We start from the raw sequence: 14,613 nt of genomic DNA, 5'->3' as shown, positions 1-14,613 counted from the left end.
GGTGCGCAACATTTTGAAATGGGCACGGCCGTCCTTCCCGTGGCTTATATTGAATGTCACGGGATGGTTACATATGGCGCCAAAACAACCGGTCAACTAATGAGCTGTTTGGATAGTGCGTCCTTTAATGGTCGGTTGGTCAGCGTCGTGTGTCAGGCCTCCGCGCCTTGGGCCTGCAGGTCATCGCCACGGGTTCCTGCGCGCTGGCGGCTGGCGGCGCGGGCGAGGAGGGGCGTGGCGATGCCGGCAATCGCAAACACGACCCCCAGCCCGATCCATCCGGCAGCTCCGCGTTCCACCACGGCGATCGGCAAGATCGCGGGGAAGACCACGGTCATCAGGTTCGCCCCCAAGGCATACACGCTCAGGTAGTAGGCCCGGTTCTCGGCCGGCGCCAGGTAATAGGAAATCCCCCAGGCGCCCGCGCATTGCCACAGTTCGCCGAAGGTCATCACCACGCAACCCAACAGAAGAATCCCTGCCGCGAGGTAGGGCGACTGATCGGCCGTGGTCATGGCGACCATGGCGCAGGAGAGCGCCAAGGTGATCCCGGCGTAGAGGTGCTTGCGCGCGGCGTGCACCACTTCGTTGCCGCGTTTGCTGAACGCCAGTTGCAGGGTGATGGCCATGATGCCGTTGACCACCAGGATGAGGCCGATCAGGGCTTTGGGCGCCTGGGTCTTGGTCAGCAGCCACAGAGGCACGGCGATGGTCATCACGGCCTGGTGCAGCGAAAGGATGCCGTTGCACAGCGACAGCGAGAGGAAGTTGAGGTTTTTCAGCGGATGCGCAGCGGCGGCCGCCGGCGCGCTGTCGACCTGTTCCCGGGCAGCCGCCTGAGGCAATTTGGCCACCACCAGGAGCACGGCCGAGATGAGGAACGCCAGCGCATTGGCGATCAGCAGGCCGATCACGGCGTTGGCGCTGCTGGCGACGCCGACGACGATGGCGAACACGCCTGCGGCGAGCATGTAGGCGACGTTCCTGACGATGGCCACCTTGGACATGGTCTTGACGTAGGCATCGGACTTGACCGCCGCCCCCACCAGGGTCTGGATGATCGGCCACACCGCCTGTTCCACGCAGCCGATGAAGCAGGCGATGAGCAGGAACGCGTAGAAGTCGTTGACGAACGGGTAGATCAGGAAGCCCAGCATGCGCCAGACCTGCAGCACCGCCAGCACCCGGGCAGCGCCGAAGCGGTCGGCGATCCGGCCGATGGGCACCGTGCAGACAAGCCCGCAAAGCCCCGCCAGGGCCAGGCCGATGCCCACCTGGACGGTGCTCAGGCCGACCACCTGGGTATAGAAGAACGTGGCGCCGGCGAGGAAGAGGCCACGCCCGGAAGCATCGACGAAGGCAATGAGCAACAGCAATAGAGAGGCACGCTCGTGCGAGACCGGTGCCTTGTTGGAGAAGCGACTGCGTACAGACATCAGGCTATTCCTTTAGAGAGAGAAGCGGCGCCAGCCGGTGGCTCTCGCCCGCCCGGACGACGCACAAGGCGCCGCCCGGGTGAGCCCGAGCCTTGTCCGGCGCTAGGGTTGCAGGCGCTGGCGCAGGCTGAGCGGCCGCATGTCGGTCCAGGTGTCCTTGATGTAGGCCAGGCACTGCGAACGGTCGCCCTGTTGCCCTGTCGCGTGCCAGCCGCCGGGCAGGGGGCGCTCGGCCGCCCAGAGGGAGTACTGCTCTTCGTCGTTGATCACGACGAGATAGAGGCCGGTGTCTTGTTCTTCGGTGGTCATGGTTGAACGTCCTTGAAAAGTTGAAGGCTAGTGTTTTGCGATCGGCCAGGCTTAGGTCTTGCGGATGATCAACATGTACATCTGGCCGTGCAGGCTCGGGAATTTGGCCTTCAGCGCAAGATCCATGTCCAGCAGGTTGCGGATCCGGGCAGGCCCGTCCTGCTGCAGGTCGAGTTCGTAGCCCAGCGATTCGGGGAGCAGCCCCAGCGGACGGATCTCCTCGACCGCGAAGCCCTGCGCCCGGGCGATCTCACTGGCCTCGCCACGGCTGAGGGCGTTCTGTCGCATCAGTTCCTTCTGCTCGTGGGAGTAGATCGAGAGGTAGGTCAGGTGCGGGCATTCGATGTCCCAGGTCGAGATCACGCAGAACCCGCCCGGCACCAGGCAGCGATGGATTTCGGACATGACCTTGGAGAAGTCCTGCCTCGGGAAGTGCGCTGCCGTGCCCATCATGCAGGTGATGAGGTCGAACTGAGTGCTTTCGAACGGCAGCGCCCTGGCGTCGCCCTGACGGAAGTCCGGATTGAGCGCGCCGCCGGTTTTTTGCCGGGCATACTCGACGGCCCTCGGTTCCAGGTCGACGCCGAATGCCTGGATGCCTTGTTGGGCCAGCAGGGTCGGGTAGCGGCCGGTTGCGGCGCCGATGTCCAGGCTTTTGCGGAACGGGCCGTAATGCTTGAGGCAATCGAGCATGTTGACCAGCTCAAGGGATTTCTTGGCTTCGTCCTCGGGCACGGAGCAGTCGTAGCGCATGTAGGCCGCCACGTCGTAGTCCAGTGCGGCATCGGCGGCCTTGTCGGCTTTGTCCAGCGCGAACCCATCGATCACCGAGAGCAGCCGCCCGCGCTGTTCGGCCACGCCCGCCAGTTGGGTGGCCCGTGCGGTGCCCGGGGCGAAACCGCGTTGCGCGGCGGGGTCGAGCAGCCCCAGGATCAGGCTGGCGTACCAGTCCTTGTCGTCGCTGCGCAGGCTGTCAGGTTGCGCGGCCTGGCGGCTGAGCTGCTGCAGTCGGGTGTCGGTATCGAGGTAGTCGGGGCAGAGGGTAAACACCACTTCGTAGTATTTCTGGGCCTCGGCGAAGGAGCCCTGCTCCTGATGGATACGCCCCAGGGTGTAGAGGGTTTTCTTGGCCTCTTCGCTGACGGTCAGTTCGCGGGCGCGTCGGAAGGCCGATTTCGCCGCGAAGTGATGACCGGCCATGAGGAAGCTCTCGCCGGCCTGGGTGAAGCTCTTGAGCTTCATCCGGTCGTCCTGGCCCGCCCAAGTGAAGTGCCGCGCCGCCTGGTGCCATTCCTGACGCTGCTGGTAGGCCTGCGCCAACAGGAAATGGCTGGTGCAGTGGCTGGGGAACAGCCGCACATCCTCGGCCAGCAGTTTGATCGCCAGTGCCTCCCGGTCTGCCTGGCTCAGTCGCAGCGATCCGCCGTTCAGCCAGTCCACGGCATATTCGATCAGCCCCGTTTGCCCGAGCTGGGCGAGCAGCGCTTCGGCCGCGTCGCGCTGTTCGGCCTCGTCGGCCAGTTGTTCTGCGTTCAGTTGCAGCAGGCCGATGTGCTGGTTGTGGCTGTCGTGGGCATGGTTGACCAGCAGCTTGACCGTGCCGTCGGTGCAGCCTGACACGACGATCGAGCCGTCTTGCGAAATGCCGGCGGCCCAGACCTCACCGCCCGCCTTGCAGGCCCAGAGCGGCTTGCCTTGGCGATCGAGCAGGCGAAGGGTGCCGTCGGGCGAACCGATGACGGCTGTGCCGCCCGCAGAGATCGCGACGCTGCAGATGCCCGGCGCGGCCACCACGGCGGTGGCTTTGCACTGCCGCAGGCCGTCGCCCTCAAGCAGCAGGGCCGAGCCGTCTTCCAGGGCGACGATGCCGGCGCGGCCAGTGTGGGAGACCGCGCATTTGACCGCCATGCGCGGCAGCTCGTGCAGCGCCACGATCCCGGCGTCTCGGTCCAGCACGCTGAGCAGGCGCTCCTTGACCTTCAGCAGGCTGGCGCTGTGGCTCGAAGCCGCCGATGCAGCGGCCGGCTCAAGGTGGCGGGCGTCGGCTTGCCGCAGCTCGTAGCCGCTGCCGCTGCCGCTGCGGGTGACGATGTGCTGGGTCTGGTCTTGGCAGAGGACGACCAGTCGTTCGCCGTCGGCCGAGAGGCTGATGTCGTAGGGCGCCGACGCCAGGGGGACGCTGAACAGCGCTTGGCCGTCGGCATCGAAGAGGCTGACCGTACCGCTGCCGTCTGCCGCCCGTTGCGTACCCGCCGCGACGCAAGGCGTGGAGCTGATCGCCAGGCACGTGAGCTCATCCGCGAACTGCTGCGACCAGCACGGTCGGCAATCGCGGGTCAGCACCGTGAGGGTGCGGTTGCGGCAGGCGACGGCAAGCCACGCGGCATCCGCCGTGAGGCAGAGGCCGGTGACGGGCGCGCCGAAATTGCGGCTCCAGAGCTCGCTGTGAGGCGCCTCCATGAACAGGCCGCCCGAGTGGGCCGGGTTTGCACGCAGGTCGCAAGGCTGCTGTGGCTCGGCTGCTTTTGCCTGGAGATAGGCATCATTGTTGAAGTTGGTCATGGACACTCCTTATCGAACCGATCTTGATCATTTTTTTTATCCGAGCAGCTTGTAGATGCAGGGGGTGGCGGCTTCGAGAATGCTGTAGTGGTCGGCCTGCAGCGCCTGGCCGGCGAACGACTGTCCGCACCATCGGCGCCAATGCGTCTCGCTGGCCGCGTTGTCCTGGGTGTGCAGCAGGTTCACGGGGCTGTTGACCCCGTTCCGGGGGGCATACGTGGACAGCGCCTGTTGGTTGGCCGCGAAGACCGCCAGGCGCCGCTCCAGTTGGGCGTCGTCCAGGCTGTCCGGGATCAGGCCGGTGCGGCGGGCCGCCGCGACGGTCGCCGCGTCCCGGTCCGGTTGCGCCATGAGCTGGCTCAGGCGCTCGGCCGAGAACGGCAGGTCCATCGACAGCGAACGGGCCAGATCCACCAGGTAGGCGCCCAGCGGCCACGCCTGGGCCGGCGACGCCAGGCCCGGGGCAGGCGCGTCGATCAGCAGCAACCGGCGCACGGGCTGGTCGTGCATTTCGAGCTGGCGCGCCATTTCGAAGGCGATCACACCGCCCATCGACCAGCCGCCCAAGTAGTACGGCCCGGTCGGCTGCACCCGGCGCATCTGCTCGATGTAGGCCGTGGCCAGCGCTTCGATGCTGTCGCCGGGCGAGGTGCCTTCTTCGAGCCCGGCGGACTGGAACGCATGGACGGTGAAGTCGTCGGGCAACAGGTGCGCCAGCCGGATGTAGGGCGACACGGTTCCGCCCACGGCATGCACCAGGAACAGGTGCTTGCTCCCGCCTTCCTTAAGCTGCATGCGTGTCGAGCTGCGTTCGGCATCGCCCTGGCTGATCTTGCGCACAAAGGCTCCCAGGTCCGCCGACTCGAACACCTGTCGCACCTCGGCCGCGAGGCCGAGTTCCCGGTTGACCTGATCGACCATCTTCATGGCCAGCAGCGAATGACCGCCTTTCTCGAAGAAGTTGTCGTTCAGGCCGATCGCGTCGAGCTTGAGGGTCGACTTCCAGATGTGGGCCACGCTCTTTTCCAGTGCCGTGGCCGGCGCTTGCGTCGACGGCTCGCTCTGCCGGGGCGTGCCCGCCAGGGCGGACAGTGCTTGCCGGTCGACTTTGCCGTTGTGCAGCAGCGGCAGTCGCTCAACGAAGCTGAAGCTCATGTCCGCCATGTGGCCGGGCAGGGTGCGGGACAGGAAGTCCCGCAGTTCGGCGGCGCTCGGCTGCGCGCCGGCGACGCACACCAGGTGGGCGGTGAGGCCGCAAGCGTCGCCGCCCTGGGTTTGCACGCCGACCACGGCCTGGCTGACGAGCGGGTGCGCGCACAGCTGCATTTCGATTTCGCCCAGCTCTATACGCATGCCGCGCAGCTTGATCTGCTGGTCGTTGCGGCCCAGGTACTCGATGTCGCCGCTGGCAAGGTAACGGGCCTTGTCGCCGGTCAGGTACATGCGGCTGCCCGGCGCGCCGTAGGGGTCGGGAATGAATCGCTCAGCGGTCAGTTCCGGCCGGTTGAGGTAGCCGCGCGAGAGCTGCACGCCGGCGATGTACAGGTCGCCGGTCACGCCGACGGGCACCGGTTGCAGACGGGCATCGAGCAGATAGGTGCGGGTATTGGCCACTGGCCGGCCGATCGGCACGGCATGGCGGCTTTCGTCGGGGCTGCATGGCCAGAAGGTGACGTCGATCGCCGCCTCGGTCGGCCCGTACAGGTTGTGCAGCGCGGTCGCCGGAAAGCGTGCGAAGAAGTCATTCTGCACCGCCGTGGACAAAGCCTCGCCGCTGCTGAACACCTGGCGCAGCGTGCGGCAATGGCCGGCTTGGGTATACGCCATGTAGGCACTGAGCATCGAAGGCACGAAGTGCGCCGTGGTGATCCCATGCCGTTCGATGAACGCTTCGAGGTAGCGTGGGTCTTTGTGCCCATCGGGGCGGGCCACCAGCAGTCGGGCACCGACGCTCAGCGGCCAGAAGAACTCCCAGACCGAGACATCGAACGAGAACGGCGTCTTTTGCAGGACCTTGTCCGCAGCGTCCAGCGGGTATTGGGCCTGCATCCACTGAATGCGGTTGATGATCGCCTGATGGGTGTTCAGCGAACCTTTCGGCTTGCCGGTGGAACCGGAGGTATAGATGCAGTAGGCCAGGCCCAACGGATCGACCGTCCGCTGCGGATTGCTGCGCGGCAGCTCGGCCAGCCGCGCGGCGTCCAGGCACACCTGCCGGTAGGCACGCAGCGGTGCGCGCGCCTGCAAGGCCTGTTGGGTCAGGACCATCACCGGCGCCGCATCGGCCAGCAGGTAGGCGACCCGCTCGTCGGGGTAGTCCGGGTCGAGCGGCAAGTAGGCGGCCCCCGCCTTCAGGATGCCCAGCAAGCCGATGGTCATCTCCAGGCTTCTGTGGGCGTGCACCGCGACCAGGTCATCGTTCTTCACGCCCTGGTCGATCAGGTAGCGGGCCAATTGGTTGGCCCGCTCGTTGAGCTGGCGGTAGCTGAGCGATTGCGTTTCGAAGGTGAGCGCAACGGCATCGGGCGTGCGCTCGACCTGGCGCTCGAACAGCTGATGCAGCGCGGCCACGGGCTCGTAATCCACCTCGGTGGCGTTCCACTGCTCAAGCATCTCGTGCCTTTGCGCCGCAGACAGCAGCGGGAGGCTGGCGATTGGCTGTTCCGGATCGTCCACCGCAGCGCAGGCCAGGTTGATCAAATGGCTGGCCATGCGCTCGATGCTGGCGGCGTCGAACAGGTCGCGGTTGTATTCCCAGCGCATCTGGTAGCCCTGGTCCGAGGGCGTCAGTTCCAGGCTCAGGTCGAACTTGGCGGTGGTCGTCCCGATGTCGAACGGTGCGACTTCCACACCCGGCAGTTGCAGGGCCTGCGGGACGGTGTTCTGCAGCACGAACAGCACCTGGAACAACGGCGGGCGGCTCAGGTCCCGAGGCAGCTCCAGGGCCTCGACGACTTTCTCGAACGGCAGGTCCTGGTTGGCGTAGGCGCCGAGGGTGGTCTGGCGGATCTGATCGAGCAACGCGCTGAAGCTCGGGTTGCCTTCCAGCCGGGTGCGCAAGGCCAGGGTGTTGACGAACAGGCCGATCAGCGGCTCGACCTCGGCCCGGGTGCGGTTGGCGATCGGGGTGCCGACGACGATGTCGTGCTGGCCGCTGTAGCGGGCCAGCAGCAGGTTGAACAGGGCCAGCAGGGTCATGAACGGCGTGGCGCCGTGCCGTTGGCCCAAGGCGTCGATCTGCCCGGACAGCTGACGGCCCAGCGACAGGCTGAGCGCGTGCCCGCGGTAGGTCTGGATCGCCGGGCGCGGCCGGTCGGTCGGCAGGTCAAGGCTGGCGGGGGCGTGGGCCAGCTGTTTGCGCCAATAGTCCGCCTGCGCCGCGAACACGCGGGGCGCCTGCCACTGGCGCTGCCAGGCGGCGTAGTCGGCGTACTGGATCTCCAGCGGCGGCAAGGACGCCGGCTGTCCCTGGGCGAAGCCTTGGTAGAGCGCCATGACCTCGCGGCTGAGCACGGCGATGGACCAGCCGTCGCTGATGATGTGATGCAGGGTGAACAGCAAGACATGCCGTTGCTCGCCGAGCTGCAGCAGGGTGGTGCGCAGCAACGGGCCCAGCTCAAGAGAGAACAGATGCCCGGCTTCGGCCTCGGCCAGGCGGCGGGCCTCTTCGAGCGGTTGCCCGTGCTGGCGCAGATCGAGGCAGGTCAGCGCGGCCGGGCCGGCCGGATGAACTTTCGCCAGCACCTGTCCGTCGCTGTCGAGGGCGAAGGTGGTGCGCAGCGGTTCGTGACGCGCGGTCAGCTCGGTCAGGCAGCGTTGCAGCAGCGTTCGGTCCAGCGCTCCGTTGAGCTCCAGGGCCAGCGCGATGTTGTAGGCGGCGCTGGAGCGCTCGAGCCGGTTCAGGAAGAACAGGCGCTCCTGCGCGAAAGACGCGCTCCTCGCACCGGGGCCGGCATGGGCCGCGGGGATCGCCTGGCCGTTGGCCGCCGGGCTTTGGCCCAGCCGCGGCAGCAGTTGTTCGATGGTCGGGGTCTCGAACAGCGTGCGCAGGGCCAGGTCCACTTGCAGTTGCCGGCGGATGCGCGACACCACTTGGGTCGCCAGCAGCGAATGTCCGCCGAGGGCGAAGAAGTCATCGGTGACGCCGACCCGCGGCAGGTTCAGGACATCGGCCCAGATCTGCGCCAGTTGGCGCTCGCCGTCATTGCGGGGGGCGACGTGGTCGTCTTCCAGCGCTTCGTGCTGGGGACGCGGCAAGGAACGCTTGTCGACCTTGCCGCTGGGGGTCAGCGGCAAGGTGTCGAGGCAGACGAAGGCGCTGGGGACCATGTAGTCCGGCAGGCGTTGCTTGAGCTGTTCCCGGAGCGCAGCGATGTCCAGCGTATCGCCACCCTTGGCGACCAGATAACCCACCAGTTTCTTCAGGCCCGGACGGTCCTCCCTGACCGTGGCCGCCGCAGCGGCCACGCCGTCGAGGGTCATCAGGGCCTGTTCCACTTCGGCCAGCTCGATGCGGAAACCGCGGATCTTGACCTGGTGGTCGGAGCGTCCCAGGTACTCGATGTTGCCGTCCGGCAGATAGCGTGCGACGTCGCCGGTCTTGTACATCCGCGCCCCCGGCGCCGGGCTGTGAGGGTTGGGGATGAAGCGTTCGGCGGTGATGTCCGTGCGCTCCCAGTAGCAGCGCGCCAGGTGGATGCCGGCGATGTAGAGGTCGCCGCGCACGCCCACGGGCACCGGCTCCAGGTCGGCGTCGAGCACGTACATCTGTGAGTTGAACAGCGGTTTGCCGATCGGCGGCAGCGCCGGCCACTGCGTCGGGTCGCCGGTGAGGCGGTAGCCGGTGACGAAATGCGACTCGGTGGGGCCGTACTGGTTGTGCAGCAACGCGGCGGGCAGCTTCTGGAACAGCTCGACGACTTCCTGGGTGATCTGCAGTTGCTCGCCGCCGCAGACGATTTCCCGGAGGCAAGCCAACTGATCGAGATCGGCGGCGGCGTCGGCGATCCCTTGCAAGGCCACGAACGGGATGAACAGCCGGGCAATGCGTTGCCGCTCGATGAGTTCGAGCAGCAGCACCGGATCCTTGCGGGTCTCTTCGCTGACCATCACCAGCGTGCCGCCGCTGGCCCAGGTGGAAAAGAACTCGTCGAAGCTGACGTCGAAACTCAGGGGCGAGAATTGCAGCGTGTTGTCGCCCTGGCCCAGTTGCGACTCGGTGAGTTGCCATTGCACCAGGTTGGTCAGCATCTCGTGGGTCAATGCTGCGCCCTTGGGCTGGCCGGTCGAGCCCGAGGTGTAGATCACATAGCACAAGCTCAGCAGGTGTTGCGGCTGGCTTGGGTTGACCGACGACTCGTTCCAGGCGTCGTCGCAGCGGTCCATGCAGACCAGGGTTTCGCAGCAGCCCTCGACGCGGTGGCGCAGGCTGGTGAGGGTGACGATGAGGTCGGCCCGGGCATCCTGGGCCATGAAGCGCAGGCGCTCGGTCGGATAGCTTGGGTCCATGGGCACGCACACCGCACCGGCCTTGAGGATGCCGAGAATCGCGACCGGTACGTGCAGCGAGCGCTCCAGGCAGATGCCCACCAGGGTGTCAGGCGTGACACCGGCGCGTTGCAGGTAGCGGGCGAACTGGTTGGAGCGCGCTTCCAGTTGGCGGTAGCTCAGTGATTCGTCGCCGAAGACCGCCGCCGGCAGGTCGGCGCAACGCTCGGCCATTTCCGTGAACAGACTGTGCACCGGCAGCGGACGGAAAGCCTGCTGCGTCGCGTTCCAGCCGTGGAGCAGCTGCTGTTTGTCCGTCTCGGTGATCATCGCGATCCGCCGCAGCGGCTGGTCTGGCGCCGCCACGGCCGAACGGGCCAGGGTCTCGAAGTGGCTGGCCATGCGTTCCACGGTCGCGGCGTCGAAGAGGTCGCAGTTGTATTCCCAGCGCATGCGGTAGCCCTGGTCCGACGGCGTCAGCTCCAGGGTCAGGTCGAACTTGGCGGTGGTCGCCTCGACCGCCAGCTGCGCGATCTCAAGGCCCGGCAACGTGAACGCCTCGGTCGGCGCGTTCTGCAGCACGAACATCACCTGGAACAACGGCGAACGGCTCATGTCCCGTGGCAGTTCCAGGGCCTCGACGACTTTCTCGAACGGCACGTCCTGGTTGGCGTAGGCGCCGAGGGTGGTCTGGCGGACTTGCTCAAGCAACGCGCTGAAGCTTGGGTTGCCTTCCAGCCGGGTGCGCAGGGCCAGGGTGTTGACGAACAGGCCGATCAGCGGCTCGACCTCGGCCCGGGTGCGGTTGGCGATCGGGGTGCCGACGACGATGTCGTGCTGGCCGCTGTAGCGGGCCAGCAGCAGGTTGAACAGGGCCAGCAGGGTCATGAACGGCGTGGCGCCGTGGCGCTGGCCCAAGGCATCGATCTGTCCGGACACTTGCGCGTCCAGCGACCGCTGGATCACGTGCCCGCGGTAGGTCTGGATCGCCGGCCGCACGCGGTCGGTGGGCAGCTCCAGGGTGGTGGGGGCGTTGGCCAGGTGCTCGCGCCAGAAGGCGGTCTGGGGTTCGAACTCGATGGGGGCCTGCCATTGACGCTGCCAGAAGGCGTAGTCGCTGTACTGGATCTCCAGCGCCGGCAGCGGGGATGGCTGGCCTTGGGCGAAGGCCCGGTACAGGGCCATGACTTCCCGGGCCAGCAGGGCGATGGACCAGCCGTCACCGACGATGTGGTGCAAGGTGAACAGCAAGGCATGCCGTTGCTCGCCGAGCTGCAGCAGGGTGGTGCGCAGCAACGGCCCTTGTTCGAGCGCGAACAGTTGCCGGGCCTCGGCCTCCGCCAGGCGGCGGGCCTCTTCGAGCGGTTGCCCGTGCTGGCGCAGATCGAGGCAGGCCAGCGCGGCGGAAGCGGCCGGATGGACCTGCGCCTGGGCCTTGCCGTTCTCGTCGAGGATGAACGTGGTGCGCAGGCTGGCGTGACGCTGGATGAGCGTATCCAGACAGCGCTGCAGCACCGCTGCGTCCAGCGGGCCGTTCAGCTCCAGGGCCAGCGCGATGTTGTAGGCCGCGCTGTCAGGTTCGAAATGGCTGAGGAAGAACAGGCGTTCCTGGGCGAAGGACAACGGCTGCAGCGTCTGCGGCAGCGTGTAGGCGAGGATCGGCGGGCTCTCTCGGCCCGCCTGCGCGTCGAGGTTGTCGACCAGTTGGGCGATGGTCGGCGTTTCGAACAGGCTGCGGACCGGGATGTCGATCTTCAGGTGCTTGCGCATCCGGGAGATGACCTGGGTCGCGAGCAGCGAGTGCCCGCCCAGTTCGAAGAAGTTGTCGGTGACGGCGATGTCCTGCCGCTTGAGGACCTGTTGCCAGATGTCGGCGATGGCCTTTTCCAGGGGCGTGGAGGGCGGCTGGCCCGCTGCCGTCCGGGCGGTCGGCTCCGGTGCGGGGAGGCGCTTGCGGTCGATCTTGCCGTTGGGGGTCAACGGCAGCTGTTCGAGCGCCACGAAATGGTTGGGGATCATGTAGCCGGGCAAGGCCAGCCCCAGGTGCTGGCGCATGATCGCCGGATCCAGCGTGTGGCCCTCGGCAAGGCGCAGGTAGGCCACGATCTGCCGCTCGCCGGGCACGTCCTCCCGAACGGCGACCACGGCCTGGAGCACCGCGGGGTGGCGATCCAGCTGCTGCTCGATTTCCCCCAGCTCGATGCGGAACCCGCGCACCTTGACCTGGTTGTCGATCCGTCCGAGGAACTCGATGTCACCGTTGGCCAGCCAGCGAACCAGGTCGCCGGTCTTGTACAGCCGTGCGCCCGGCTCGCTGGCGTACGGATCGGGGACGAACTTCTGGGCGGTCAGTTCGGCGCGGTTCAGGTAGCCGCGGCTGACCCCTTCGCCACCGATGTGCAGTTCGCCCGGGCTGCCGATGGCGCACAGGTGGCCGCTTTCATCGAGGATCCGCAGCACCGTGTTGGCGATCGGTTCGCCGATCGGGCAGTGGGTCGAGGTCACCCGGCCGACGGCCGACCAGATGGTGGTTTCGGTCGGCCCGTACATGTTCCACAGCGACTCGGTGCGTTGCAGCAGTTTGTCCGCCAGCTCCGGCGCCAGGGCCTCGCCGCCGCACAGGGCCTTGAGCTTGAGCGTGCTCGGCCAACCGGCTTCGAGCATCAGCCAGTAGGTCGAGGGCGTGGCCTGGATGACCGTCGCGTCATGGGCCATCGCCAGCTTGATCAGCGCATGCCCGTCCGCCGCCGCCTCGCGCTCGGCCAGAACGATGCTGGCGCCGCTCACCAGCGGCAAGAACAGCTCCAGGACACTGATATCGAATGAAATGGAGGTCACCGCCAGCAAGCGATCCGTTGCGCCGATGCCGGGCTTCGCCGTCATCGAGCGGAGGAAATTGACCACCGCGCGATGGGGCACCTGAACGCCTTTGGGCAGGCCGGTGGAGCCCGAGGTGTAGATCACGTAAGCGGTGTTCAGGGCCGCGACGGGAGGACGGGTGACGACGGCGGCCCGGTTCGGATCGAGGTCCTCCAGGGTCACGACGGCGGACGCGTGCCCGGCGAAGGCTTCGGCGTGCTGGCGCTCGGTCAGCAAGATCGGCGCCTGCGAGTCCTGGAGCATGTGCAGCAGGCGGGCGTGCGGGTAGGCAGGATCCATGGGGACATAGGCGGCCCCGGCCATCCAGGTGCCGAGCAAGGCCGCCACCATGCCGACGGAGCGGTCCAGGCAAACGGCCACGCAGCTGTCCGGCCCGGCGCCCAGCTCCAGCAGGTGCGCGGCGATGGCTTGGGCCTGCTGTTCGAGCTGGCGATAGCTCACGTGCTGCCCGGCGCAGACGATGGCCGTGGCGTCGGGTGTCAGCCGTGCCTGATCGAGGAACAGGTCGTGTACGCAGCGCTCGGCCGACAGGGCGAATCCGGCGTCGGGCTGGGGCGCCAGCCGGAACAGGCGCTCCGCCGGCGGCAGCAGCTCCAGGTCGCCGATGGGGCGGCCCGGGTCGGCGACGATGGACGCCAGCAAGACGTGCAGGTAGCTGCTCAGACGCTCGATGCTGTCCCGGTCGTACAGCGCGGTGCGGTACTCGAAGAAGCCGCCCAGCACGCCGTCGCGCATGTGCATTTCCAGCGACAGGTCGAACTTGGCGAAGCGGCTGTTCTGGGGCAGCACGCTCGCGGTGGTGGCGTCGAGCGTCAGCGCCTGGGCGACGTCTTGGTTGAAGAAGGAGAACATCACCTGGAACAGCGGTGAGTGGTTGAGTTCGCGGGTAGGGCACAAGGCTTCCACCAGCCGCTCGAACGGCACTTCCTGATGCTCGTCGGCATCGAGCAGGCGCGATTGGGCCTGTTTCAGGTAGTCGGCGAAGGGTTGTCCGGCACCGACCTGGCTGCGGAACACCAGGGTGTTGACGAAGAAACCGATCAGCGCCTGAGTCTGCGCGTCGTTACGGTTGGCGACCGGATAACCGACGCTGATGTCGGCTTGGTTGCTCACGCGGAACAGCAGGCTGTTGAACGCACAGAGCAGCGTGGCGAACAGGGTCGCCTGGTGGCGCTGGCTGAGCTGCTGGAGGCGCTCCGTCAGGTCGCGGGGCAACTCGAAATGCACCCGCTCGCCGGCGTGGTCCAGGCGAGGCGGGCGAGGGCGGTCGCTCGGCAGCTCCAGCACGCCCGGCGCTCCTTCGAGCCGGCTCGCCCAGTAGTCGAGCTGGGCCTGGAGGGTTTCGCCCTGCAGCCAGTCCCGTTGCCAGTGGGCGTAGTCGGCGTAGTGCACCTCAAGTTCCGGCAGGACGGGATCGTCGCCGCGCAGCCGGGCGTTGTAGAGCGCGCTCAACTCGTTGAGCAGCAGCGTCATGGACCACCCGTCGGAGACGATGTGGTGCAGGGTCAGCAGCAGGATGTGCTCGTGGGGGCCGACCCTGATCGCGCTGGCGCGGATCAGCGGGGCCTGGGCCAGATCGAAGGGCTTGGCCGCTTCTTCATCGATGTACTGCTGCAGTGTTAGGTGCCGGTCATGCAACGCTTGCAGGTCGATGCACTCGATCCGCACCGGTGCGTGGTGCTCGATGACCTGCACCGGCAGGTCGTCGGCCACGTCAAAGCGGGTGCGCAATGCCTCGTGGCGTGCGATGACCGCGTTGAGGCTGTGTTCGAGCGCGTCGAGGCGCAGCGGGCCCTCGATCCGGCAGGCCGCCGGTATGTTGTACAGGCCAGTGCCCGGCTCATATTGCTCAAGAAACCACAGACGCTGTTGAGCGAAGGAGGTACTGAATTGATCTGACGACATGACTCACACTCTCATCTGGTTTCTTGTGCAGGGC

The 14,613-nt window shown here is 66.9% G+C and carries 4 protein-coding genes; all 4 read right to left on the bottom strand.

The features are described from left to right. Positions 1–152: 152 nt before the first annotated feature. Positions 153–1,436 carry an MFS transporter gene (locus CAG31_RS17005; protein WP_085583175.1) on the bottom strand — a complete coding sequence of 428 codons (1,284 nt, stop codon included), beginning with the start codon at positions 1,434–1,436 and terminating at the stop codon, positions 153–155. A 102-nt stretch (positions 1,437–1,538) separates the two neighbouring features. Beyond that, the gene (locus CAG31_RS17000) at positions 1,539–1,745 is read right to left on the bottom strand and encodes an MbtH family protein (RefSeq protein ID WP_085583173.1); all 207 of its coding nucleotides are present in this window, start codon (positions 1,743–1,745) and stop codon (positions 1,539–1,541) included. A 51-nt stretch (positions 1,746–1,796) separates the two neighbouring features. Then, complete coding sequence (locus CAG31_RS16995; protein WP_256575547.1) at positions 1,797–4,307, bottom strand: methyltransferase domain-containing protein; 2,511 nt, start codon at positions 4,305–4,307, stop codon at positions 1,797–1,799. 36 nt (positions 4,308–4,343) lie between these two features. After that, positions 4,344–14,579 (bottom strand): non-ribosomal peptide synthetase, encoded by a 10,236-nt coding sequence (locus CAG31_RS16990; RefSeq protein WP_085583171.1) that lies wholly within the window; start codon positions 14,577–14,579, stop codon positions 4,344–4,346. Positions 14,580–14,613: the final 34 nt, after the last annotated feature.

The sequence above is a fragment of the Pseudomonas sp. R25(2017) genome, from assembly GCF_002112565.1.
GTDB classification, from domain to species: Bacteria; Pseudomonadota; Gammaproteobacteria; order Pseudomonadales; family Pseudomonadaceae; genus Aquipseudomonas; species Aquipseudomonas ekonensis.
Note: the sequence above shows the minus strand (reverse complement) of the source record. Positions and strands in the feature narration are given on the sequence as shown.

Coding starts and splice junctions, on each gene's coding strand:
- CAG31_RS17005 (WP_085583175.1), bottom strand. CDS start 1,436: ATGTCTGTACGCAGTCGCTTCTCCAACAAGGCACCGGTCTCGCACGAG.
- CAG31_RS17000 (WP_085583173.1), bottom strand. CDS start 1,745: ATGACCACCGAAGAACAAGACACCGGCCTCTATCTCGTCGTGATCAAC.
- CAG31_RS16995 (WP_256575547.1), bottom strand. CDS start 4,307: ATGACCAACTTCAACAATGATGCCTATCTCCAGGCAAAAGCAGCCGAG.
- CAG31_RS16990 (WP_085583171.1), bottom strand. CDS start 14,579: ATGTCGTCAGATCAATTCAGTACCTCCTTCGCTCAACAGCGTCTGTGG.